At 64.6% G+C, this 23,247-nt stretch carries 19 protein-coding genes; 11 read left to right on the top strand and 8 right to left on the bottom strand.

Features of this window, described 5'->3' with window-relative positions:
- Positions 1 to 97 precede the first annotated feature (97 nt).
- The 6 genes from RBJ75_RS13325 to RBJ75_RS13300 form a co-directional block, all read right to left on the bottom strand.
- Complete coding sequence (locus RBJ75_RS13325) at positions 98 to 793, bottom strand: ABC transporter ATP-binding protein (protein ID WP_044408376.1); 696 nt, start codon at positions 791 to 793, stop codon at positions 98 to 100.
- Positions 793 to 1,542, bottom strand: coding sequence for an ABC transporter ATP-binding protein (locus RBJ75_RS13320; RefSeq protein ID WP_044408378.1), 750 nt, complete (start codon positions 1,540 to 1,542; stop codon positions 793 to 795). The genes RBJ75_RS13325 and RBJ75_RS13320 overlap by 1 nt, the downstream gene beginning before the upstream one ends.
- On the bottom strand, positions 1,539 to 2,849 hold the full coding sequence (locus RBJ75_RS13315) for a branched-chain amino acid ABC transporter permease (RefSeq protein WP_044408380.1): 1,311 nt from the start codon (positions 2,847 to 2,849) through the stop codon (positions 1,539 to 1,541). The genes RBJ75_RS13320 and RBJ75_RS13315 overlap by 4 nt, the downstream gene beginning before the upstream one ends.
- Positions 2,846 to 3,793: a branched-chain amino acid ABC transporter permease gene (locus RBJ75_RS13310; RefSeq protein WP_044408383.1), complete on the bottom strand. Its 948-nt coding sequence runs from the start codon at positions 3,791 to 3,793 to the stop codon at positions 2,846 to 2,848. The genes RBJ75_RS13315 and RBJ75_RS13310 overlap by 4 nt, the downstream gene beginning before the upstream one ends.
- 110 nt (positions 3,794 to 3,903) lie before the next feature.
- The gene (locus RBJ75_RS13305; RefSeq protein WP_044408386.1) at positions 3,904 to 5,136 is read right to left on the bottom strand and encodes a branched-chain amino acid ABC transporter substrate-binding protein; all 1,233 of its coding nucleotides are present in this window, start codon (positions 5,134 to 5,136) and stop codon (positions 3,904 to 3,906) included.
- Between the two features lie 278 nt (positions 5,137 to 5,414).
- Positions 5,415 to 7,820, bottom strand: a complete 2,406-nt coding sequence (locus tag RBJ75_RS13300) for a CoA transferase (RefSeq protein ID WP_234707354.1) — start codon at positions 7,818 to 7,820, stop codon at positions 5,415 to 5,417.
- Positions 7,821 to 8,059: 239 nt separating this feature from the next.
- On the opposite strand from RBJ75_RS13300, the gene purU reads away from it, so the two are divergent.
- Complete coding sequence (purU, locus tag RBJ75_RS13295; RefSeq protein ID WP_044408392.1) at positions 8,060 to 8,923, top strand: formyltetrahydrofolate deformylase; 864 nt, start codon at positions 8,060 to 8,062, stop codon at positions 8,921 to 8,923.
- A 33-nt stretch (positions 8,924 to 8,956) separates the two neighbouring features.
- Here the strand turns inward: purU and RBJ75_RS13290 are convergent, their stop codons facing one another.
- The gene (locus RBJ75_RS13290; RefSeq protein ID WP_044408395.1) at positions 8,957 to 9,223 is read right to left on the bottom strand and encodes a hypothetical protein; all 267 of its coding nucleotides are present in this window, start codon (positions 9,221 to 9,223) and stop codon (positions 8,957 to 8,959) included.
- Positions 9,224 to 9,635: 412 nt separating this feature from the next.
- Between RBJ75_RS13290 and RBJ75_RS13285 the strand changes: the two genes are divergently transcribed.
- From RBJ75_RS13285 to RBJ75_RS13255, 7 genes are all read left to right on the top strand, one after another.
- Positions 9,636 to 10,814: an ABC transporter substrate-binding protein gene (locus RBJ75_RS13285; RefSeq protein ID WP_044408398.1), complete on the top strand. Its 1,179-nt coding sequence runs from the start codon at positions 9,636 to 9,638 to the stop codon at positions 10,812 to 10,814.
- A gap of 243 nt (positions 10,815 to 11,057) precedes the next feature.
- The gene (locus RBJ75_RS13280) at positions 11,058 to 11,924 is read left to right on the top strand and encodes a branched-chain amino acid ABC transporter permease (protein WP_044416007.1); all 867 of its coding nucleotides are present in this window, start codon (positions 11,058 to 11,060) and stop codon (positions 11,922 to 11,924) included.
- A gap of 5 nt (positions 11,925 to 11,929) precedes the next feature.
- The gene (locus RBJ75_RS13275) at positions 11,930 to 12,943 is read left to right on the top strand and encodes a branched-chain amino acid ABC transporter permease (protein WP_044416009.1); all 1,014 of its coding nucleotides are present in this window, start codon (positions 11,930 to 11,932) and stop codon (positions 12,941 to 12,943) included.
- A complete protein-coding gene (locus RBJ75_RS13270) occupies positions 12,940 to 13,692 on the top strand; it encodes an ABC transporter ATP-binding protein (RefSeq protein ID WP_044416011.1) in 753 nt (250 codons plus the stop codon). Before RBJ75_RS13275 ends, RBJ75_RS13270 begins: the two co-directional genes overlap by 4 nt.
- On the top strand, positions 13,685 to 14,395 hold the full coding sequence (locus RBJ75_RS13265) for an ABC transporter ATP-binding protein (protein ID WP_044416041.1): 711 nt from the start codon (positions 13,685 to 13,687) through the stop codon (positions 14,393 to 14,395). The genes RBJ75_RS13270 and RBJ75_RS13265 overlap by 8 nt, the downstream gene beginning before the upstream one ends.
- Before the next feature lie 68 nt (positions 14,396 to 14,463).
- On the top strand, positions 14,464 to 15,582 hold the full coding sequence (locus tag RBJ75_RS13260) for a cobalamin-independent methionine synthase II family protein (protein ID WP_044416013.1): 1,119 nt from the start codon (positions 14,464 to 14,466) through the stop codon (positions 15,580 to 15,582).
- 124 nt (positions 15,583 to 15,706) lie between these two features.
- Positions 15,707 to 16,873, top strand: a complete 1,167-nt coding sequence (locus RBJ75_RS13255) for a hypothetical protein (protein ID WP_052629019.1) — start codon at positions 15,707 to 15,709, stop codon at positions 16,871 to 16,873.
- Between the two features lie 118 nt (positions 16,874 to 16,991).
- Here the strand turns inward: RBJ75_RS13255 and RBJ75_RS13250 are convergent, their stop codons facing one another.
- Positions 16,992 to 18,299, bottom strand: a complete 1,308-nt coding sequence (locus tag RBJ75_RS13250; RefSeq protein ID WP_044416015.1) for a UDP-glucose dehydrogenase family protein — start codon at positions 18,297 to 18,299, stop codon at positions 16,992 to 16,994.
- Positions 18,300 to 18,510: 211 nt separating this feature from the next.
- On the opposite strand from RBJ75_RS13250, the gene RBJ75_RS13245 reads away from it, so the two are divergent.
- The 3 genes from RBJ75_RS13245 to ahcY all read left to right on the top strand — a co-directional run bounded on the left by RBJ75_RS13245 (position 18,511) and on the right by ahcY (position 22,819).
- The gene (locus tag RBJ75_RS13245) at positions 18,511 to 19,863 is read left to right on the top strand and encodes a hypothetical protein (RefSeq protein ID WP_044416017.1); all 1,353 of its coding nucleotides are present in this window, start codon (positions 18,511 to 18,513) and stop codon (positions 19,861 to 19,863) included.
- Between the two features lie 57 nt (positions 19,864 to 19,920).
- Positions 19,921 to 21,117: a methionine adenosyltransferase gene (metK, locus tag RBJ75_RS13240; RefSeq protein WP_044416018.1), complete on the top strand. Its 1,197-nt coding sequence runs from the start codon at positions 19,921 to 19,923 to the stop codon at positions 21,115 to 21,117.
- 271 nt (positions 21,118 to 21,388) lie between these two features.
- Positions 21,389 to 22,819 carry an adenosylhomocysteinase gene (ahcY, locus tag RBJ75_RS13235; protein WP_044416022.1) on the top strand — a complete coding sequence of 477 codons (1,431 nt, stop codon included), beginning with the start codon at positions 21,389 to 21,391 and terminating at the stop codon, positions 22,817 to 22,819.
- Positions 22,820 to 23,247 lie beyond the last annotated feature (428 nt).

Raw genomic sequence — 23,247 nt, 5'->3', positions numbered from 1 at the left:
CTATCGAATCGCAATGGCGATCGACGCCTGCGGCAAGGCCCCGGGCGGTCGAGCAGGTCGGCTGCGGCATCGGCGTGAGAACCCGCCGGCTCGCGGCTCAGACCTCGAGCCATTCCTTGCGCACGGCGTCGTTGGCCTTCAATTCGTCCGGGGTGCCTTCGAACACGATGCGGCCGTGGCCCATCACATAGACCCGGTGCGAGATCCGCAGCGCGATCGACAGCTTCTGCTCGACCAGCAGGATGGCGACGCCGCGCCGCGCGATCTCGGCGATCAGGTCACCGACCTGCTGGACGATGATCGGAGCCAGCCCCTCGGTCGGCTCGTCGATCATCACCAGATCGGGGTCGCCCATCAGCGTGCGGCAGATCGTCAGCATCTGCTTTTCGCCGCCGGACAGCACGCCCGCGGCGGTGTCGGCGCGCTGCTTGAGGTTGCTGAACATGTCCAGCATGTCGTCGAGCTTCCACTTGCCCGGATTCTTGGGATCCTTGACCCCGAGCATCAGATTCTGCCGCACCGTCAGGCTGGGGAAGATGTCGCGATGTTCCGGCACATAGCCGAGTCCCAGATGGGCGATCTTGTAGCTCGGCAGGCCGGCGATGTTCTGGCCCTTGAAGCTGATGCTGCCCACCGGCGGCACCTCGCCCATGATCGCCTTGACGGTGGTGGAGCGGCCGACGCCGTTGCGGCCGAGCAGGCTGACCACTTCGCCGGCGGCGATCCGCATATCGACGCCCTGCAGAATGTGGCTCTTGCCGTAATAGGCGTGCAGATCCTTGACCTCGAGCATCACGCCGCCTCCTCGCCCAGATAGGCTTCCTTGACCTTGGCGCTGCCGCGGATCTCCTCCGGCGTGCCGGTGGCGATGATCTGGCCATAGACCAGCACCGAGATCCGGTCGGCGAGGCCGAATACCACGCTCATGTCATGCTCGACGATCAGCAGGGTGCGGCCCTCGGTGAGGCGGCGGATCAATTCCACCGCGCGTTCGGTCTCGGCATTGCTCATGCCGGCGGTCGGCTCGTCGAGCAGGATCACGTCGGCGCCGCCCGCGATGGTGATGCCGATCTCCAGCGCGCGCTGCTCCGCATAGGTCAAAAGCCCCGCCGGAACGTCGCGCCGCTCGGTGAGATGGATGTCTTCCAGGACCCGGGCGGTGCGCTCGCGCACCTCGGGCAACTGGTCGACATTCTTCCAGAACGCATAGCGATGGCCGGTGGCCCACAGCACGGCGCAGCGCAGGTTCTCCCACACCGTCATGTTAGCGAACACATTGGTGACCTGGAAGCTGCGCGACAGCCCGCGGCGGTTGATCTGATAGGGCGGCAGCCCCGAGATCACCTGGTCGCGCAGCAGGATGCTACCCCGGGTCGGCGACATATAGCCCGAGATCAGGTTGAACAGCGTCGACTTGCCGGCGCCGTTCGGCCCGATCAAGGCATGGCGCTCGCCCTGCGCGATCTTGAGGTCGACGTTCTGGATCACTTTGGTGACGCCGAAACTCTTCTCGACGCCGCGCAATTCAATGGCCGTGCTCATGCGAGGATGCCTTTCTGGCGCGCCGCGGTCAGCGCGTCGTCCCAGGCGTGCGCCACCCGGGCCCAGCTCATCCGCGCCAGCACGAAGCCGACGATGATCAGCACCACCGACACGACCCAGCTGATCGGGCTCGCGGCATTGAACGGGATGCCGAACGGCTCGATATGGGGATCCTGGTTCGGGTTGACGGTGTAGTGGACGATGGTCTCGATCCCGATGATCAGCCCGACCAGTAGCGCCAGGGTCGGCAGCACCGCGATCGCGTAGCTCGGCAGCACCTTGCCCAGCGTTCCGGCCTTGATCAGCGGGCGATGCATCATCGCCAGGCCGGTGAGGCCGCCGGGGGCGTACATCACCACCGCGATGAAGAACAGACCGAAATACAGCTGCCACACCGGCGTCAGATCGCTGAGGCCGAGCGAGATGAAGGTGACGAAGATCGCCCCGACGATCGGGCCGATGAAGAAGCCGATGCCGCCGATATAGGTCGAGAACAGCACGGTTCCGGACTGCACCGCGCCGAGATAGGCCGAATTGGCGATCTCGAAATTGATCGCCGCCAGCGCGCCGGCGATTCCGGCGAACAGCCCGGAAAAGCAGAACGCCAGATAGCGGACCATATGCGGATCGTAGCCGACGAACTGCACCCGCTCGGGATTGTCGCGCACCGCATTGGACATCCGGCCCAGCGGAGTCCGGGTCAGCGCATACATCGCGATCACGGCGAGTAGGGTCCAGGCCGCGACCAGATAATAGATCTGGATCTGCGGGCCGAAGCTCCAGTCGAACAGGCGCAGCACCTTGGTGCGGTTGGCCGAGACCCCGGCCTCGCCGCCGAAGAAGCTGCGCAGGATCAGCGCCGAGGAGGCGATCAATTCGGCGAGCCCGAGCGAGATCATCGCGAAGGCGGTGCCGGAGCGCCGCGTCGAGACCCAGCCGATCAGCGCCGCCGACACCAGCCCGGTCAATCCGCCGACCAGCGGCACCGCCGGCAGCGGGATCGGCCATTTGTGGGCGCCGATGGCGTTGATGGTGTGGATCGCCAGAAAGCCGCCGAGGCCGTAATACACCGCATGGCCGAACGACAGCATGCCGGTCTGGCCGAGCAGGATGTTGTACGACAGTGCGAAGATGATCGAGATGCCGATCAGGCTGAAGGTCGTCAGCGAGCTGCCCGACGGGAAGATCCGCGGCAGCAGCAGCAGCGCCACGATCGCGGCGAGCCACATGGCGTAGAATTTCAGCCGGTCGGTCAGCGTCGGGTGCGGGGGGGCGACGCTGGAGGTCATGACGGTTGCGTCTCTCATGATTCACGGGTCCCCAACAGACCCATCGGACGGAAGATCAGGATCAGCACCAGCAGCAGATAGGGCATGATCGGCGCGATCTGCGCGATGGTGACGTTCCAGATGTCGCTGAGCCAGCTCGCCGCCAGATCGGGACTGAGCGGGCCGAACAGTTCGGCCAGCGAGCCGTTCATCGACACCGCAAAGGTCTGCACCAGACCGATCAGCAGCGAGGCCAGGAACGCGCCCGGCAGCGAGCCGAGCCCGCCGACCACCACCACCACGAACAGGATCGGGCCGAGCAGCCCGGCCATGTTCGATTGCGTCACCAGCGCCGGTCCGGCGATCACGCCGGCGACGGCGGCCAATGCAGTGCCGACGCCGAACACCAGCATGAAGATGCGTCCGACATTGTGGCCGAGATGGCCGACCATGTTGGGATGGGTCAGCGCGGCCTGCACGATCAGCCCGTAGCGGGTCTTCTTCAGCACCACCAACAGGGCGATGAAGATCAAGATCGACACCGCCAGCATGAACATCTTGAAGGCGGGATAATTGGTGGAGAAAATCGTGAAGGCGGGAAAGTCCAGCGCCTCGGGGACGCGGAAATCGACCGGGCTCTTGCCCCAGATGATCTGCACGACTTCCTCGATCGCAAAGGCGAGGCCGAAGGTGAACAGCAATTCGGCGACGTGGCCGTTCTTGTGCACCTGGCGCAGGCCATAGCGTTCGACCGCGGCGCCGATTGCGCCGACCAGCAACGGAGCGATCAGCAGCGCCGGCCAGAACCCGAACCAGTGGCTGATCTGGAAACCGAAAAATGCGCCCAGCATGTAGAAGCTGGCATGGGCGAAGTTCAGCACGCCGAGCATGCTGAAAATCACGGTGAGGCCGCTCGCCATCAAAAACAGCAGCATGCCGTAGAGGACGCCGTTCAGCGTGGAGATGACGATCAGTTCGAGCACGATTTGCCTGCGAAGGTGAGGGGAGGCTGATGCCGCCTCCCCCCGGGCGGGGAGAGGCGGATCGCTTTCAGCTTTTCTTGCAGCTTTTCTTGCAGTGTTTTATGGGCGGCCTAGTTCGGCCGTTCCATCTTGCAGGTGGTCGGAACGATGGTCTTGTCGGTGTCGATCCTGGCGGCCAGCTTCCAGCCCCAACCGGTGTTCTCTTCGTCGAACTGGCCCTGCGGGATGGTGCCGAACGAGGAGATGTAGATCGGCTGGAAGAACTGGTGATCCTCGGCGCGCATGAAGCCTTCGCCGCCGTCGAACACTTCGAACTTCATGCCTTCCAGGGCCTTTGCGACCTTGACCGGATCGAGCGACTTGGCCTTCTCGGCGGCGGCCTTGAACATCCGCATTTCGTTGACGGCGCGCGGATACCACAGGCTCAGGCCGACCTTGGCGCGGAACGCCTTTTCGTAGTCCTGCGAGGTCTTGTGCTCGACGTTGGCGAAGCCTTCGGTGATCTGGAACACCTTGTGGTCGAGGCCGGTCTGCTTGATCGCAGTCGGGCCGCCGCTGCCGCCGGCGTAATAGGTGTACCAGTTGGCCTGCAGCCCGGCGTCGGCGGCGGCCTTCAGCAGCAGCGCGATGTCCTGGCCCCAATTGCCGGTGATGACGGTGTCGGCGCCCGACGCCTGGATCTTGGCGATGTAGGGCGCGAAGTCGGTGATCTTCAGCAGCGGATGCAGCTCGTCGCCGACGATCTGGATGTCGGGACGCTTCTTTGCCAGCATCGCCTTGGCGGTGGAACGCACCGACTGGCCGAACGAATAGTCCTGGTTGATCAGATAGACCTTCTTGATGGAGGGCTGATCCTTGATGTAGTTGGTCAGCGCTTCCATCTTGATGTCGGAATTGGCGTCCCAGCGGAAGTGCCAGAAGCTGCACTTGTCGTTGGTCAGCACCGGGTCGACCGCCGCGTAGTTGTAGTACAGCACTTCCTTGCCGGGGTTGCGGTCGTTGAACTTGGTGATGAAGTCCGACAGCGCGCCGGCGACCGAGGAACCGTTGCCCTGGGTGATGTAATGGACCCCGGAGTCGATCGCCTTCTGGGCCTGGATCAGGCTTTCCTGCGGATTGGTCTTGTTGTCGAGCGGAACGATCTCGACCTTCTTGCCGAGAATGCCGCCCTTGGCGTTGAGTTCATCGGCCAGATACTGGAAGGTCTTGAGGCCGCCCTCGCCGACGCTGGCGCCGCCGCCGGACAACGGATCGATATAGCCGATCTTGACGGTGTCTTCCGCCATCGCAGCGGTGCCGAGCAGCGGCAATGCCAGTGCGGTCGCGATAAGAAGTCTTCTCATGTCGTTCTCCCTCTGTTTTTTAGAAAGTTTTATCGTTGGCGGCGTTGTTAGACCAGATCGGTAGGTCTGTTCAACCCACCAACCGTGCAGACGCTCGATTATCATAGTGATTTAATGAAGCGCGATCAGCAAGGTCGAGTCGCGTTCGATCGCGCCATGGTAAACGTCGCCGGCCGACCGACGCCACGCCATGACGAATTCCGCCTGGCGAAACGGAGTTCCGAAAGTATTTCGTAAGTCGGGGCTGCGGATCATCGCTGCGACGACGGGACGAGAACCTAGCCGGCGCGGGCCGGCTTTCCGGTCTTGGAAAGCGCGGTGTCGCCGATCACGTTGTCCTCGCGCAACTTTGCGATCGAGTGATCGTCGAGGCCGAGCAGGCCGCCCAGAATCTCGGCATTGTGCTGGCCCAGCGTCGGCGCCAGCCGTTCGATCGCGTAAGGCGTCGTGGCGTCGCCCTCCCGATAGGACACCGACGGCAGCAGATGGGGCCCCATGAAAGGCCGCACCACCGGCTGCCAGTGACCGATCGCCATCAGATGCGGATCGCCCGGCAGATCGGTCGGCAGCCGCGCCACGCCCGCGGCGATGCCGGCCTGCTGCAGCGTCACCATTGCGAGGTCGGGCCGCACCGTCGCGGTCCATTGTCGCACCGCGCCCTCGACGCGGTCTTCATCGGCGCGACGGCCCTCGGCGCTGGCGAGCGCCGGATCAGCGGCGAAGTCGGGCCGGTGCATCACGTCGCACAGAGCCTGCCATTGCGCGTCGCTCTGCACCGCCAGCGTCACCCATTGATCTTCGCCGAGGCAGGGGAAACAGCCATGCGGCACGAAGCGCGGATGGCGGTTGCCGATCCGCGGCGCGGTCGCGCCGGTCGTGGCCTGTTCGATGAGCGCGGGCGCCAGCAGCGGCAGCATGCATTCGACCTGCGCCAGATCGATGTGCTGACCCTCGCCGGTGGTCTTCTGGTGCATCAGCCCGAGCATCAGCGCGGCCGCCGCATTGATGCCGCCGATCGGATCGCCGAGCGCGGCATGTACCATGGTCGGCGGATCGCCGTCGCGGCCGGTGATCGAGGGCAGGCCGGAGGCCTGTTCCAGCGTCGAGCCATAGGCGCGAACGTTGCGCCATGGCCCGCTGACGCCGAAGGCCGGCATCGTCACCACCACCAGCCGCGGATTGATCGCCCGCATCGCCGCGACGTCGAGGCCGAGCCGCGGCAGCACGTCGGCGGCGTAATTGTCGATCACCGCGTCGGCCTCGGCGAGCAGGCGCTTGAGCAGCGTCAGTCCGGCGTCGGTGGTCAGATCCAGCGTGATGCCGCGCTTGTTGCGGTTCATGGTCTGGAACCAATAGGTCTTCTCATAGGTGCGCTCGGGGAAATACGGCCCGCGCGTATCGGTGCCGCGGAACCAGTCCGGATATTGGCAGGATTCCACCTTGATGGCGTCGGCGCCGAGATCGCCAAGCTGGCGGACGGCGGAAGGGCCGGCCCAGCCCATCGTCAGGTCGATGATCCGCAAGCCCTGCAGCGGCAATGTGTCGCCCGCGGTCGCGGCGCGTTGGGCGCGACGCCGATGGGTAGGCAGGGTGTCGGCGGTGTCGGCGCCGGCGAGTGGCGCTCGTCCATTCGGCTTCGGCGGCGAGCCGGTCAGATGCTGCGGCAGCACCGGGGCCTCGAATGTGGCTGAGCCGATCGCCACTTTGGCGAAGCTGCCGCGATCGCGAAACACCTGCTGGGTCAGCAATTGCGCCATGTCGGGCACCACGGCCAGCGGCAGGCGCAACGCGATGCCGCGTTCGAACCATTCGCTGGTGGTCTTGCGCAGCAGCGCCGGCTGGATGATCTCGATCAATTGCTGCGCATGCACGAAGCGGTCGGCGGTGACCGAATAGCGTGGGCCAAGCTCGGGCAGCCCCAGCATCTCGCAGAACCCCAGCCATTGCGCCGGCGTGACCACGGTGACGCCGAGCCAGCCGTCCTTGGTGGCGTAATTGCCGACCGGAAAGCCGCGGCCGAACCGGTTCAGCCCGATCCGCGGCCGGGTGAAGCCGGCCTCCAGCGCCAGCGCGATGTCGAATTCGGTGACCTGCAGCAGCGACTCGAAGCCATTGACGGCGAAGCGGCGCGCGCCCTGATCGGCACCGGCAAACAGCCCGGCCAGCGTCGGGATGAAGGCGGTCAGTCCGGTGACGACACCGAGCTGGCCGTCGGGCGACAGCACCGGCGGGCCGGCGACCGGGCCGACCAGTTTCACCAGCCCGGCCAGGCTGCGGCACACCGATTCGGTGGTGAGATGGTCGCGATATGGCCCGTGCTCGCCGAACCAGGAGATCGCCGTGATGGCGAGGCCGGGCTCGGCGCGGCGCAGCTCGTCATGCGACAGCGCTGACGCGGCGATCGTCGTCGGGTGACGGGCGTCGAGCAACAGGTCGGCGCTGCTCAGCAGGGCGCGGACCCTTGCGACATCGGCGGGCTGGTCGAGGTCGGCGGTGACGCTACGCTTGTTGGTGTTGAGCCAGGCGAAGGTGCCGCTTTCGTGCCGGCCATCGCCCGTATCGACCAATGGTCCGATCTGCCGCACCGGATCGCCGCCAGGCGGCTCGATCTTGATCACCTCGGCGCCGAAATCGGCGAATAATTTGCCGCAGTAGCCCAGCGCGTCGCCGGATCCGATTTCCACGACGCGTAATTCCGATAGCGGCATCCCCGGCATTTCCACCCGCCTTGTTCTTGTTGCCTGCATCTTGGCGACGCCGGCGCGGTCGTCAAGCGTGTTGCGTCGCGCGGGCCTCGCCGATGGCCGCGATCACGGTGCGCTGATCAGCCATCTGACGGTCCGATCGGGGATTGGCGCAGCGCCGTCGCGGATGCTAGAGCAGGGCCGCGCAATCGCATTTCCCGCTGCAACCAAGCCGGCCCATGCCCCATCATCAATTCGTGCTGACCTTGTCCTGTCCGGATCGCGCGGGCATTGTCGCCGCGGTCACCACCTTTCTGTTCGACAGCGGCCAGAACATCCTCGACGCCCAGCAATTCAACGATGTCGAGAGCGACAATTTCTTCATGCGGGTGGTGTTCAACCGCAGTCAGGCCGCGGTGCCGCTGGAGGTGCTGCGCGCCGGATTCGGCCAAGTCGCGGCCAAATTCAACATGGGCTGGCATCTGCGCGACCGCGCCACGCGGCGCCGGGTGATGCTGCTGGTGTCGCAATCCGACCATTGCCTCGCCGACATCCTGTATCGCTGGCGCACCGACGAATTGCAGATGATCCCCACCGCGATCGTCTCCAACCATCCGCGCGAGACCTTCAGCGGCTTCGATTTCGGCGAGATCCCGTTCTACCACCTGCCGGTCACCAAGGAGACCAAGCGGGCGCAGGAAGCCGCGATCACCGCTTTGATCGCCAAGACCAAGACCGATCTGGTGGTGCTGGCGCGCTACATGCAGATCCTGTCCGACGAGATGGCGGGACGGCTATCGGGACACTGCATCAATATTCATCACTCGTTCCTGCCGGGCTTCAAGGGCGCCAAGCCCTACCACCAGGCCTTCGATCGCGGCGTCAAGCTGATCGGCGCCACCGCGCATTACGTCACCAGCGCGCTCGACGAAGGCCCGATCATCGATCAGGACGTCGAACGCATCAGCCATCGCGATGCGCCCGAGGACTTGGTGCGCAAGGGCCGCGACATCGAGCGCCGGGTGCTGAGCCGCGCGATGCGCTATCACCTCGAGGACCGGGTGATCCTGAACGGTCGCAAGACCGTGGTGTTCATGGATTGAGCGGCGGGCGGCGTTGCGCCGCGCGCGACGGGGTTATCGCGCCGGGGCGGCGGCGGTGGCCGGCTTCGGCCGTTCGGCCGCGGGCATCGCGCGCAGCCGCGCTTGTTCCTTCATATAGGCGTCGTAGCGCGCGGTGCCGGGGCGCGGCGGCGCATCGGCGGGCAGGCCGCCGGCCCATTGCGGCACATAATCGGCCATGCCGATGGTCAGCTTCTCATTGATGGTGCCGCAGCCGGCCAGGCTCGCGGCCAATAGCGCGGCACTCAGGACGGACAGGACGCGGAGCGGACGAATTTGCATACCTACAACATGCCTTGATTGCGGCCCGGCACCCAGATGGCGGCTGCCGGCCGTGATTGACCCGGGCATCGCTTGCCGTGTCCAGCTCTTGCGGTGCCCAGCTTTGCGGTGTCCTGGTCCGGATATCTGATATTTTTATACCTGATATCGCACCCATCTTCCGGGTTTCCATGGCAACCATATGGCCGGGTTCCGGTCGGCCGCGATCGAGCCGGCGATGGGCAAGCGATTGCCTCGCCGTTTAGAGTAACGCCCGAAGCTTGGCAATTCGTTGCCGCGGGCGAAGATCGTTAGTTGCGATTGACAATTCGCCGTGGCTGGGGTGGCCTGTCACGGCACTGCGACGCTGAAACGACGTTGATCACCCCAAAAAACCGGGCACTCGGTTTGGGGAATAGGGATGGGGGCACTCATGTTGACTGGGACAAGACCGCTTTGGCAAGCCGCCTGCATCGCACTGGCGAGCGTGGCCCTGATGGCTTCGGCGCAGGCCGAAGACACCGTCAAGATCGGCCTGATCCTGCCGATGACCGGCGGCCAGGCCTCGACCGGCAAGCAGATCGACAATGCCATCAAGCTCTACATGCAGCAGCATGGTGACGAGGTCGCCGGCAAGAAAATCGAGATCCTGCTGCGCGATGATTCCACCATGCCGGATCACACCAAGCGGATGGCGCAGGAGTTGATCGTCAACGACAAGGTCAAGATCATCGCCGGCTTCGGCATCACGCCGGCGGCCTTCGCCGCGGCGCCTTTGGCGACCCAGGCCAAGGTGCCTGAGGTGGTGATGGCCGCCGGCACCTCGAGCATCACCGAACGCTCGCCCTATATCGTGCGCACCAGCTTCACGCTGGCGCAATCCTCCACGGTGATCGGCGACTGGGCCGCCAAGAACGGCATCAAGAAGGTGGCGACGCTGACCACCGATTATGCGCCCGGCAATGACGCGCTGAAATATTTCAAGGAGCACTTCATCGCCGGCGGCGGCGAGATCGTCGAGGAGGTCAAGACGCCGCTGGCCAATCCCGACTTCGCGCCGTTCCTGCAGCGGATGAAGGATTCCAAGCCGGACGCGGTGTTCGTATTCGTGCCGGCCGGGCAGGGCGGCAGCTTCATGAAGCAATATGCCGAGCGCGGCCTCGACAAGAGCGGCATCAAGGTGATCGGCCCCGGCGACGTGATGGACGACGATCTGCTCGACGGCATGGGCGACGCCGCGATCGGCGCCGTCACCGCGCATATGTATTCCGCCGCGCATCCTTCGGAGAAGAACAAGGAGTTCGTCGCCGCCTATGAGAAGGCCTATGGATCGCGCCCCGGCTTCATGGCGGTGGGCGGCTATGACGGCATCCATCTGATCTACGAGGCGCTGAACAAGACCGGCGGCAAGGCCGACGGCGATTCGCTCATCGCCGCGATGAAGGGCATGGAATGGGAAAGCCCGCGCGGCCCGATCTCGATCGATCCCGACACCCGCGACATCGTGCAGAACATCTACATCCGCAAGGTCGAGAAGAAGGACGGCCAACTCTACAACATCGAATTCGCCACCGTCGAAGCCGTCAAGGACCCCGGCAAGACCAAGAAGTGAGTTAGCGATATCGCCGAGGGCCTCCCTCCCCCTAGCAGGGAAGGCATTCGTATCTGAAACACGCGGTCGCTCCGGCTCCTGATCCCTCCCCCTTGTGGGGAGGGTGGCCCGGCGGAGCGCAGCGAAGCCGGGTCGGGTGGGGGAGGCCACAACCGCCGTGCTCGCGGCCCCCACCCGGCTCGCCTTCGGCGATCCACCCTCCCCACAAGGGGGAGGGATAAGTCAGAAAGTGCGTTTCCTGAGATGACCCTGCTCACCATCCTGTTCGACGGCGTCGCTTACGGCATGTTGCTGTTCGTGCTGGCATGCGGGCTGGCGGTGACGCTGGGGCTGATGAATTTCGTCAATCTCGCCCATGGCGCCTTCGCGATGGCCGGCGGCTATGTCTGCGCCGTGCTGGTCAACCAGAGCGGCTGGCCGTTCTTCGCCGCATTGCCGATGGCCTTCGTCGCCTCGGCGCTGATCGGCGCGGTGCTGGAGCGCGCGCTGTACCGCCATCTTTATGCGCGGCCGCATCTCGACCAGGTGCTGTTCAGCATCGGGCTGGTGTTCATGGCGGTGGCGGCGGTCGACTACATCATGGGCTCGTCGCGGGTGTTCATCACGCTGCCTGACGCGCTGCGCGGCCAGTTCGATTTCTACGGCGTCGGCATCGGCCGCTACCGGCTGATGATCATCGTGATCTGCGGGTTGCTGACGCTGGCGCTGCAATTGGTGCTGGCCAAAACCCGCTTCGGCAGCCGCTTGCGCGCCGCGGTCGACGATCCGCGCGCCGCATCCGGCCTCGGCATCAATGTGCCGCAGGTGTTCGCGCTGACCTTCGCGTTCGGCTGTGGCCTTGCCGGGCTCGGCGGCGCGCTGAGCGCCGAGATCCTCGGGCTCGATCCGTATTTCCCGCTGAAATTCATGATCTACTTTCTGATCGTGGTGACGGTCGGCGGCTCCTCCAGCATCACCGGGCCGTTCCTGGCCTCGCTGCTGCTCGGCATCGGCGACGTCGCCGGCAAATATTATCTGCCCAAGCTCGGCCCCTTCGTGATCTACACTTTGATGATCGTGATCCTGATCTGGCGCCCGAACGGCCTGTTCGGCCGCGCCGCGGCGCGTTGACCGCCATGGCGACGCCCCCCGACATCGGCATGCATGTGCAGCGCCGGGCGCGCTGGCACCCGGTCGAATTCGCGTTCTGGATCGTGCTGGTCGGCTGCGGCCTGCTGTTTCCGTCGCGCTATCTGATCATGACCGAGATCGTCCGGCTCGGCCTGTTCGCGCTGTCGCTGGACCTGATCCTGGGCTATGCGGGCATCGTCTCGCTCGGCCATGCGGCGTTCTTCGGCGTCGGCGCCTACAGCGCCGGCCTCTTGGCGCTGCACGGCATCGTCGGCGAGCCGGTGCTGGCGCTGCTGGTCGCGGGCACGGCCGCCGCCATCCTCGGCTTTGCCACCAGCTTTCTGGTGATCCGCGGCGTCGACCTCACCCGGCTGATGGTGACGCTCGGCATCGCGCTGCTGCTCGAGGCGCTGGCGGAACGCTTCTCCAACATCACCGGCGGCACCGACGGCTTGCAGGGCATCGTGATGCAGCCGGTGCTCGGCCTGTTCGAATTCGACATGTTCGGCCAGGTCGGCTTCTGGTACTGCCTCGCCGTGCTGGCGGTGCTGTTCCTGCTGGCGCGGCGCATCGTGCATTCGCCGTTCGGGCTCAGCCTGCGGGCGATCCGCAACAATCCGCTGCGGGCCTCGGCGATCGGCATTCCGGTGAATAGCCGATTGATCGCGGTCTACACGCTGTCGGCGCTGTATGCCGGGATCGCCGGCGCGCTGTTCACCCAGACCACGCAGCTGGCCTCGCTCGACGCCTTCTCCTTCGAACGCTCGGCCGATCTGATGCTGGTACTGGTGCTGGGCGGCACCGGCTATCTCTATGGCGGGCTGATCGGCGCGCTGGCGTTCAAGCTGCTGCAGGACTGGTTCGCGCTGCTGACGCCGCAATATTGGCAGTTCTGGATCGGGCTGGTGCTGGTGGTGATCGTGCTGATCGGCCGCGAGCGGATGCACAATGCCGCGCTGTGGGCGCCGCGGTGGATCGCCCTTCAGCTCGCGCGGCACAGGCCCGGAGGCGCGTCATGACGCTGGCGCTGCAGACCATCGGGCTGGAAAAGCATTTCGGCGGCCTCAAGGTCACCAGCGAGCTGTCGCTGCAGATCGCCGAAGGCGCCCGCCACGCGCTGATCGGCCCCAACGGCGCCGGCAAGACCACGGTGATCAATCTGTTGACCGGCGTGCTGAGCCCCGATGCCGGCCGCATCCTGCTGCAGGGCCACGACATCACCGACATGCCGGTGCATCAGCGGGTGCTGCGCGGGCTGTCGCGCACCTTCCAGATCAACCAGCTCTATGCCGATCTGACGCCGCTGGAGACCATTGGCCTGGCTGTGTCCGAACGGCTCGGCCATGGCGGCGACTGGTGGCGGCGGATGGGCACCCGCGCCGACGTCAATGCCGAGATCGCCGACAATCTGGCGCGCTTCCATCTGCTCGACGTCATGAACGAGCCGACCGGGACGCTGGCTTACGGCAAGCAGCGGCTGCTGGAAATCGCGGTCGCGATCGCGACGAAGCCGCGCATGCTGCTGCTCGACGAGCCCGCCGCCGGCGTGCCGGAAAGCGAGCGCCACGACATCCTGTCGGCGGTGGCCAATCTGCCGCGCGACGTCACCGTGCTGCTGATCGAGCACGACATGGATCTGGTGTTCGCCTTCGCCGACCGGATCTCGGTGCTGGTGGCCGGCGCGCTGCTGGTCGAGGGCGCCCCCGACGCGGTGGCGCGCGATCCCCGGGTCAAGGCGGTCTATCTCGGCGATGGCGTCGATGGCTGATTTTCTGGCGATCGACAATCTGCGCGCCGGCTATGGCGAGGCGGTGGTGCTGCCGGATCTTTCGCTCGGCCTGAAGGATGGCGAAGTGCTGGCGCTGCTCGGCCGCAACGGCACCGGCAAGACCACGCTGATCAATTCGATCGTCGGCGTCACCCGGCGGTTCGGCGGCCGCATCCGGCTCGGCGGCGACGACATCACGTCGCTGCGGCCGGACCAGCGGGCGCGGGCCGGGATCGGCTGGGTGCCGCAGGAGCGCAACATCTTCCGCTCGCTCACCGTCGAGGAGAACATGACCGCGGTGGCGCAGCCCGGCCCCTGGAGCGTCGAGAAGATCTACCAGATGTTTCCACGGCTGAAGGAGCGCCGCGGCAATTTCGGCAATCAGCTGTCCGGCGGCGAGCAGCAGATGCTGGCGATCGGCCGGGCGCTGACGCTCAACCCCAAAGTGCTGCTGCTCGACGAGCCGACCGAGGGGCTGGCGCCGATCATCGTCGAGGAATTGCTGGCGGCGCTCGGCGCCATCACCCGCGCCGGCGGGATCTGCGCGATCATCGTCGAGCAGAACGCGCAGAAAATCCTCGGGCTGGCCGATCGCGCCGTGATATTGGAGCGCGGCGCGATCGTTCACGACGCCGCAAGTGCTGCGCTCAAGTCTGATCCGGCGACGCTGGAGCGTTTTCTCGGCGTCGCCGCCAAAGTGTAATCGATCGATTTGCGTTGGATTAATGAAGTTGTTTTATCGGATCAAATGCCGTCCCAGGGAGTGAAGTGATGCAGCGAACCAGAGCCCCGTTCCGCGCCGACGAAGTCGGCAGCCTGCTGCGGCCGCAGAAGATCAAGGACGCCCGCGCCAAGCTCGAAAAGGGCGAGATCAGCGCCGACGATCTGCGCAAGATCGAGGACATCGAGATCGAAAAGATCGTCCACAAACAGTCGGCGCTCGGGCTCAAGCTCGCCACCGACGGCGAATTCCGTCGCTCCTGGTGGCATTTCGATTTCCTCAGCCATCTCACCGGCTGCGAACTCTATCATCCCGACCACGGCATCCAGTTCGCCGGCGTGCAGACCCGCAATGATTCGATTCGTGTCATCGGCAAGCTGGATTTCCCCGACGATCATCCGATGCTCGACCACTTCAGATTTTTGAAGAAGCACGCCGATGTCGCCCATGTCACGGCGAAGATGACGATCCCGTCGCCCTCGGTGCTGCATTTCCGCGGCGGCCGCAAGGCGATCTCCAAGGAGGTCTATCCGGACATCGAGAGCTTCTACGAGGACCTCGCCAAGACTTACCGCAAGGCCGTCAAGGCGTTCTACGACGCCGGCTGCCGCTATCTGCAGTTCGACGACACCGTGTGGGCCTATCTGTGTTCGGAAGTCGAGTTGCAGAAGGTGCGCGACCGCGGCGAGGATGCCGACAATCTGCAGCAGATCTATGCCCGGATGATCAATTACGCGATCGCCGAGCGACCCGACGACATGGTGATCACCACCCATGTCTGCCGCGGCAATTTCCGCTCGACCTGGATCTCGTCCGGCGGCTACGAGCCGGTGGCGCAGACGCTGCTGGCCGGCACCAATTACGACGGCTACTTCCTGGAATATGATTCCGACCGCGCCGGCGGCTTCGAGCCGCTGCGCTTCCTGCCCAAGGGCAACAAGATCGTGGTGGTCGGGGTCATCACCTCGAAGGTCGGCGAGCTCGAAAAGAAAGATCACATCAAGGCCCGGCTGATGGAAGCGGCGAAATTCGTGCCGCTCGAGCAGCTCGCGGTGTCGCCGCAATGCGGCTTCGCCTCGACCGAGGAGGGCAACATCCTGTCCGAGCAGGAGCAATGGGACAAGCTGCAGCTCGCGGTCGAAGTGGCGCGCGAGGTCTGGGGCAAGTAACGCAGCCGCGGCCATGCGCGTCTCGACGGCGCGCATGGCCGCGGGTCTGGCGCTTGACACCTCGATGGGCGCGATGGGAAAATCATAGCCTGGATTTCCCATCCTCCCACTGATTTGAGTCCCGATGAAGATTGCCAAGATCCTTTGCGTTCTGGTGGTGGCAATCGTATTTGCCAGCATGACACGAACGTTCTTGGGCTGGAACGAGAGCCGCGGGGTTCATGACGATATCTGCTATTTGAGGCAGGCTCATCTGTTCCAGAAATTCGGTCTGAGTGGCATCAATACCGACATCGCGTTGGAAACGGATGGCTATCTCGCAACCAAGCTCAGAGAGATCGGCTATCCCAATCCGGACGACCCGCTGGCGCCGTGCCACAATCTGATGCCCGGCACCGGCCGCATCGTGATGCAATATCCGCCCGGTACCGGATTTGCCCTGGCGATCTTCCCGGCCGGATTTCAGGTCGCCCCGCTTTACGCGGTCGCCACCGGCTTGCTGTTTCTGATGGTGCTGGCGAGCATCGCCTATGCGGCGACGCCGATGAGCCTTGCGGTGGCAACGGTGGCTGGCGGGGTCAGCATGTATCTGATGAATAATCCCGTCAAATCCAGCTATTCGCTGCCGCCGACCATGGTGATTTGTGCGTTGGCCGGATTTCTGACTGTGGTGCTGTTTGTCGTGATATCGCCGAAGCTGCGGCTTGCCTCGGTGGCCAGCCTCGGCCTGTTGTTCGGATTGAGCGTCGATGTGAGGCTGGCCAATGCGCTTTTGGCAGCCGGCTATTGTGGGTTCTTCGCGATCCAGTTCCTCGCCCAGCGCAAATGGCGGGAATTCGCCGAAGGAGCCATATTTGCCGTCTCGTTCGTCATCGGGCTGATTCCGACGCTGATTGCGAATGCCGTCAATGCCGGCAGTCCTTTCACCACGACCTATCCCGCCAGGGATGCGTCACCGCCGAATTTTTCGATCGCGCAGTTGACGGGTCAATTGGTGCAATACCTGCATGGAACGCAGGGCGTGCTGTTGACGACAGCGATCGTCGGAGTCCTGGCGGCGGCCGGCTTTGCTCGGCCGCCAATGCGGGCGATTGGAGTCCTTGTGGGCTGCAATCTGTTGATCAACCTTCTATTTTACCTCAGTCACACGATCTATACGCCGTACTACGCCGTACCGGCCGCGATGTTGTCATTGTGGACGCTGTTGTCTGGCTATCTGTACACGCACCGCGCCACCGCTTTGGAAGCGGGCCGCGCCGCGCGTCGGTCGCCGCTTCCCGCCGCAGCCTGATCGGCGCAGGCCGAATGCCTCCGCCGGAAGCTGGATCGGCGGCGCAGCGGGTCGCGCCCGATACCGGCGTCGTCGTCGCGGCGATGCCCGATCCGGTGCAACGCCAGCGGCCTTCGCGCTATCCCGGCCGCCCCACGCTATGATACGCGAAGCCGTGCTCGGCCATTTCTTCCGGCCGATAGACGTTGCGCAGATCGACCACGATCGCCTGCCTCATCTCGCGCTTCAGCCGGGCCAGATCGAGCGCGCGGAACTGGACCCATTCGGTGACGATCACCAGCGCGTCGGCGTCCTTGGCGCAGGCATAGGCGTCCTCGCAATAGGTGATGTCTGGCAATTCCTGCCTGGCCTGCTCCATGCCGACCGGATCGAAGGCGCGGACCTTGGCGCCCATGTCCAAGAGGCCGGTGACCAGCGGAATCGACGGCGCCTCGCGCATGTCGTCGGTGTCGGGCTTGAAGGTGAGGCCGAGCACGGCGACGGTCTTGCCGCGCAGCTGATCGCCGAGCGCGTGATAGACCTTGCGGGCCATCGCCCGCTTGCGGTTGTCATTGACCGCCAGCACCGCCTCGACGATGCGCAGCGGCACCTCGTGGTCGAGCGCGATCTTGACCAGCGCGCGGGTGTCCTTGGGAAAGCACGAGCCGCCGAAGCCCGGGCCGGCATGCAGGAATTTCGAGCCGATGCGGTTGTCCATGCCGATGCCGCGCGCCACTTCCTGGACGTCGGCGCCGACCTTCTCGGCGAGATCCGCGATCTCGTTGATGAAGGTGATCTTGGTGGCGAGGAAGGCGTTGGCGGCGTATTTGATCAATTCGGCGGTGCGGCGCGCGGTGAACATCAGCGGCGCCTGATTCAGCGATAGCGGCCGATAGATCTCGCCCAGCACCTTGCGGGCGCGTTCGTCCGAGGTGCCGACCACGATGCGGTCGGGGAATTTGAAGTCGCGGATCGCCGCGCCCTCGCGCAAGAATTCCGGATTGGACGCCACCGCGACGTCGGCGCCCGGATTGGTCTCGCGGATCAGCCGCTCGACCTCGTCGCCGGTGCCGACCGGCACGGTCGATTTGGTCACCACCACGGTAAAGCCTTGCAGGGCGGCGGCGATGTCGCGCGCGGCGGTATAGACATAGCTCAGATCGGCATGGCCGTCGCCGCGCCGCGACGGCGTGCCCACCGCGATGAACACCGCATCGGCCTGGCCGACCGCGGGGCCGATCTCCGTGGTGAAATCCAGCCGCCCGGCCTTCACATTGGACGCGACGAGCTCGTCGAGCCCCGGCTCGAAGATCGGGATCTCGCCGCGCTGCAATGCCGCGATCTTGTCGGCGGCGAGGTCGACGCAGGTGACGCGATGGCCGAAATCGGCAAAACAGGCCCCTGATACCAGCCCAACATAGCCGGTTCCGATCATGGCAATTCGCATGGCATACCTGGTTTTGGCTGGAGCACGGAGAGCGTCATTGCGCGGCCTCTTAGCAGATCGGATGTGATCTCCCAATGACTTCGGCCGCGCAAGCGGGGGGTTTTGCGCCGTTCTGTGCGCTGGGCTGCTGCCCAATATTGCCGTTTACTTGGTGGGCAGGCGATGTTAGAGACTGGCGGCAATCTCGAATTGCCCACCAATCCAGGCCTGTATGAAGAACGACCAGCTGCTCAGCCAAATTTCGGATTATTGCCGCCAGACCGCGATGGCGGAGTCCACCTTTGGTCGCCGCGCAGTCAATGACGGCAAGCTGGTGCACCGGCTGCGCGAGGGCAAGAAGATCACCATCGACACGCTGGAGCGGATTCAGGAATTCGTCGCCGCCGGTTCCGGCCTGGCGCCGCCGCCGCGCGGCTTGGTGGTGCCGCCGGAGCGGCGCGATCCGCAGAGCAATTTCCGGTTTTTCGAAAATCGGCAGAAATATCTGCTGTTCGTGCATACCTGCAGCGAAAAGCGGGTGATCGCCGACCGCGTGGTGCTGGAATTGGGCTCGATCCATCCGCGCCCGCCGGCGCTGCGGGTCTTCGACGCCGGCTGCGGCGACGGCACCGTGCTGGCGCGAGTGCTGCGCTCGATGCATGGCCGGTTTCCGCATATGCCGTTCTACATCGCCGGCAAGGAGCTCAGCGTCGAGGATGTCCGGCTCACTCTCGACAAGGTGCCGGACCGGCTGTTCGAGCATCCCGCCACCGTGTTCGTTCTCACCAATATGCATTACGCCGAGGCGCCATGGCTGACCCCGGCGTCGCCCGCGGCCGCCGCCGGGATGATCTGGCACGAGGTGGCGCTGCGCGGCAATTCGACGGGCGATTTCGAGACCCAGATCTCCGAACTGGCGCCGTTTCTCGAGGAGAACTGGCGGGCCAATGTCAGCACCAGCTCCGGCATGCCGACCTATGAACGTCCGGTGGCGATCGTGCTGTATCGCGAAGATCACCGCTTCCTGCTGGATTCGATCATTCCGCGGGCCGGGCGCAGCGAGGCCAATTTCGACCTGATCATCGCCTCGCAGCCGTACCGCGCGAAATCCTCGGTGAATTTCCGCGCCAAGCGGATCATCGCACCATTGGCGCGGGCACTACGCGCCGGCGGCCGCTTGATCGGAATTCACTCCCACGGCCAGGATCCTGGGCTCGAGATCGTGCAGGCGGTCTGGCCGGAGGAAAATCCTTTCGCGGTCAGCCGCCACGAGCTGCTACGCGCGGTCAAATACGAACTCGGCGCGGCCGGCCGAGATCTCAATTTTAATGCTTATGCGGATAGCCGTTCGATCTTCCGTTATGATATGGAGGCGCTGCCCAATGAGGTCACCGGATCGATCGGCAGTTCGACGGCGTTTGCGGCTTGGAATGCAGCGGTATATGTCGCTCAAATCGAGGATGACCGTTTAACGGAAATGACTCGGAGCGGCACCTATCTCGATGCTACCAGAGAGGTTTTGCGCAAGCACAGCGGTCTTTGGTTTTACGACGAATCCTACGTCATCTCGCGTCGCCGCGACTGACTTCTCAGGGACAATTTTCATGACATGCCGCCGGGTTCCGGTGCAAAGGGGTAGTTGATGCGCGCATCCTATATGTTCACAAGCGAGTCGGTTTCCGAAGGCCATCCCGACAAGGTCTGCGACCGGATTTCCGACGAAATCGTCGATCTGTTCTTCCGTGAAGGACCGAAGGCCGGCATCGACCCCTGGGCGATCCGCGCCGCCTGCGAGACCCTGGCCACCACCAACAAGGTAGTGATCGCCGGCGAGACCCGCGGCCCCGCCTCGGTCACCAACGATCACATCGAAGCCGTGGTCCGCGCCGCCATCAAGGATATCGGCTACGAGCAGGAGGGCTTCCACTGGGAGAACTGCGATATCGAAATCCTGCTGCATCCGCAGTCGGCCGACATCGCCCAGGGCGTCGACGCGCTGCAGCCCGGTACCAACCAGGAAGAAGGCGCCGGCGACCAGGGCATCATGTTCGGCTATGCCAGCAACGAAACCGACGTGCTGATGCCGGCGCCGATCCACTACGCCCACAAGATCCTGCAGCTGATTTCCCAGGCTCGCCATTCCGGCGTCGAAAAAGTCCTCGGCCCCGATTCCAAGAGCCAGGTCACGGTGCAATACGAAAACGGCAAGCCGGTCGGCGTGCGCGAGATCGTGGTGTCGCATCAGCATCTGGTCGAGGACATGACCTCGAACCAGGTGCGCGAGCGGGTCGAGCCCTATGTGCGTAAGGCGATTCCTGACGGCTGGATCACCGACAAGACGATCTGGCACATCAACCCGACCGGAAAATTCCACATCGGCGGTCCCGACGGCGACGCCGGCCTGACCGGCCGCAAGATCATCGTCGACACTTACGGCGGCGCGGCGCCCCATGGCGGCGGCGCGTTCTCCGGCAAGGATTCCACCAAGGTCGATCGCTCGGCCGCCTATGCGGCGCGCTACCTCGCCAAGAACATCGTCGCCGCCGGCATGGCCGACCGCTGCACCCTGCAGCTGGCCTACGCCATCGGCGTGGCGCGGCCGCTGTCGATCTATATCGACACCCACGGCACCGGCAAGGTCGCCGAGGCCGAGCTGGAGAAGGCGGTCGCCAAGGCGATGGACCTGACCCCGCGCGGCATCCGCAAGCATCTCGACCTCAACAAGCCGATCTTTGCCCGGACCTCGGCCTATGGCCATTTCGGCCGGATCCCGGACGCCGATGGCGGCTTCTCCTGGGAAAAGACCGATCTTGCCGATGCGCTCAAGAGCGCGATCTAAAGAAGACTTGTTCCACGCGGCGGCCGAATTCTCCCTCCCCCTTGCGGGGAGGGTCGGCCGAGCGGCGCCGGCGATGCGCAGCAGCGTCGGCGAAGCGGAGGCCGGGGTGGGGGTGCCGCAAGCACCGCGCCCGTGGCAAGCCCGACCCGACTTCGCTGCGCTCCGCCGGGCCACCCTCCCCACAAGGGGGAGGGAGAAGTGCAGCGGCCATAAACTGTCCGACTTCGTTTCGTAATCAATTGTCCGAAATTACTCCGTTAGGAAAACACACATGACCGCCACCGCAAAGAAATCGACCTTCACCGATTACATCGTCAAGGACATCGGGCTCGCCGCCTATGGCCGCAAGGAAATCTCGATCGCCGAGACCGAGATGCCCGGCCTGATGGCGACCCGCGAGGAATACGGCCCGAAGCAGATCCTCAAGGGCGCGCGGATCGCCGGCTCGCTGCACATGACGATCCAGACCGCCGTGCTGATCGAGACGCTGGTCGCGCTCGGCGCCGACGTGCGCTGGGTGTCGTGCAACATCTATTCGACCCAGGACCACGCCGCCGCGGCGATCGCCGCCGCCGGCATTCCGGTGTTCGCCATCAAGGGCGAGAGCCTGGAGGATTACTGGGCCTACACCGCCCGGATGTTCGACTGGCATGGCGGCGGCACCCCGAACCTGATCCTCGACGACGGCGGCGACGCCACCATGTATGTCCATCTCGGCCTGCGCGCCGAGAACGGCGACACCGCTTTCCTCGACAAGCCCGGCTCCGATGAGGAGGTGGTGTTCTTCGCGCTGCTCAAGAAGCAGCTGAAGGAAAAGCCGAAGGGCTATTTCGCCGAGATCGCCAAGAACATCATGGGCGTCTCCGAAGAGACCACCACGGGCGTGCATCGTCTTTACGACATGCAGAAGGCCGGCACGCTGCTGTGGCCCGCCATCAACGTCAACGATTCGGTCACCAAGTCGAAATTCGACAACCTCTATGGCTGCCGTGAATCGCTGGTCGACGGCATCCGCCGCGGCACCGACGTGATGATGTCCGGCAAGGTCGCGATGGTCGCCGGCTTCGGCGATGTCGGCAAGGGCTCGGCCGCCTCGCTGCGCCATGCCGGCTGCCGCGTCATGGTCTCCGAGATCGATCCGATCTGCGCGCTGCAGGCGGCGATGGAAGGCTATGAGGTCGTGACCATGGAAGACGCCGCACCGCGCGCCGACATCTTCGTGACCGCCACCGGCAACAAGGACATCATCACCATCGAGCACATGCGCGCGATGAAGGATCGCGCCATCGTCTGCAACATCGGCCATTTCGACAACGAGATTCAGATCGCGCATCTGAAGAATCTGAAGTGGGACAATATCAAGCCGCAGGTCGACGAGATCACCTTTCCGGACGGCAAGCGGATGATCCTGCTGTCGGAAGGCCGCCTGGTGAACCTCGGCAACGCCACCGGCCACCCGTCCTTCGTGATGTCGGCCTCCTTCACCAACCAGACGCTGGCGCAGATCGAACTCTACGCCAACAACAAGGATGGCAAGTACAAGAAGGAAGTCTACGTTCTGCCCAAGGCGCTCGACGAAAAGGTCGCCATGCTGCATCTGGCCAAGATCGGCGTGAAGCTCTCCAAGCTCAGCCCCGAGCAGGCGAAGTACATCGGCGTCAAGGAAGAAGGCCCGTTCAAGGCGGCTCATTACCGGTATTGATCGGGGAGGGCGGCGCGGAGTCATCCGCGCGCGCTGCTACCGGCTCATGCCGTCATCGCCGGGCTTGACCCGGCGATCCATCAGATAACAAAGAAGCCCCGGAGCGATCCGGGGCTTTTTGCTGCGCGGAGCTGATCGACGGACACCGCAGCCTCCGACCATCATTCCGGGCGCGGGTAGTGACATAGGGCTGGGACGTTGGGCGGATTAGCGCAGCGTAATCCACTCTCCGAAGGCGCCGTCCCAGCATCCGGCGGGTTGCGCCTTCGGCTAACCCGCCCCCCGATCTCCGCTCAGATGCGCGATCCTGTGGACGAACTGGTATTGCCGACCTTCGGCCTGCGCTCCCGCGTCGCCGGCCCCTATTACGGCACGCCACTGCTGCCGCGTGCGGCCGCGCCGAAGCAGTGAGGTTCACTGAAGTATCG

Source organism: Rhodopseudomonas sp. BAL398, from assembly GCF_033001325.1.
Taxonomy (GTDB): domain Bacteria; phylum Pseudomonadota; class Alphaproteobacteria; order Rhizobiales; family Xanthobacteraceae; genus JARJEH01.
This window is presented reverse-complemented; position numbering and strand designations above follow the sequence as displayed.

Coding starts and splice junctions, on each gene's coding strand:
- ahcY (WP_044416022.1), top strand. CDS start 21,389: ATGACCGCCACCGCAAAGAAATCGACCTTCACCGATTACATCGTCAAG.
- RBJ75_RS13250 (WP_044416015.1), bottom strand. CDS start 18,299: ATGCGAATTGCCATGATCGGAACCGGCTATGTTGGGCTGGTATCAGGG.
- RBJ75_RS13255 (WP_052629019.1), top strand. CDS start 15,707: ATGAAGATTGCCAAGATCCTTTGCGTTCTGGTGGTGGCAATCGTATTT.
- RBJ75_RS13270 (WP_044416011.1), top strand. CDS start 12,940: ATGACGCTGGCGCTGCAGACCATCGGGCTGGAAAAGCATTTCGGCGGC.
- metK (WP_044416018.1), top strand. CDS start 19,921: ATGCGCGCATCCTATATGTTCACAAGCGAGTCGGTTTCCGAAGGCCAT.
- RBJ75_RS13280 (WP_044416007.1), top strand. CDS start 11,058: ATGACCCTGCTCACCATCCTGTTCGACGGCGTCGCTTACGGCATGTTG.
- RBJ75_RS13325 (WP_044408376.1), bottom strand. CDS start 793: ATGCTCGAGGTCAAGGATCTGCACGCCTATTACGGCAAGAGCCACATT.
- RBJ75_RS13275 (WP_044416009.1), top strand. CDS start 11,930: ATGGCGACGCCCCCCGACATCGGCATGCATGTGCAGCGCCGGGCGCGC.
- RBJ75_RS13260 (WP_044416013.1), top strand. CDS start 14,464: ATGCAGCGAACCAGAGCCCCGTTCCGCGCCGACGAAGTCGGCAGCCTG.
- RBJ75_RS13265 (WP_044416041.1), top strand. CDS start 13,685: ATGGCTGATTTTCTGGCGATCGACAATCTGCGCGCCGGCTATGGCGAG.
- RBJ75_RS13315 (WP_044408380.1), bottom strand. CDS start 2,849: ATGAGAGACGCAACCGTCATGACCTCCAGCGTCGCCCCCCCGCACCCG.
- RBJ75_RS13305 (WP_044408386.1), bottom strand. CDS start 5,136: ATGAGAAGACTTCTTATCGCGACCGCACTGGCATTGCCGCTGCTCGGC.
- RBJ75_RS13320 (WP_044408378.1), bottom strand. CDS start 1,542: ATGAGCACGGCCATTGAATTGCGCGGCGTCGAGAAGAGTTTCGGCGTC.
- RBJ75_RS13245 (WP_044416017.1), top strand. CDS start 18,511: ATGAAGAACGACCAGCTGCTCAGCCAAATTTCGGATTATTGCCGCCAG.
- RBJ75_RS13290 (WP_044408395.1), bottom strand. CDS start 9,223: ATGCAAATTCGTCCGCTCCGCGTCCTGTCCGTCCTGAGTGCCGCGCTA.
- purU (WP_044408392.1), top strand. CDS start 8,060: ATGCCCCATCATCAATTCGTGCTGACCTTGTCCTGTCCGGATCGCGCG.
- RBJ75_RS13285 (WP_044408398.1), top strand. CDS start 9,636: ATGTTGACTGGGACAAGACCGCTTTGGCAAGCCGCCTGCATCGCACTG.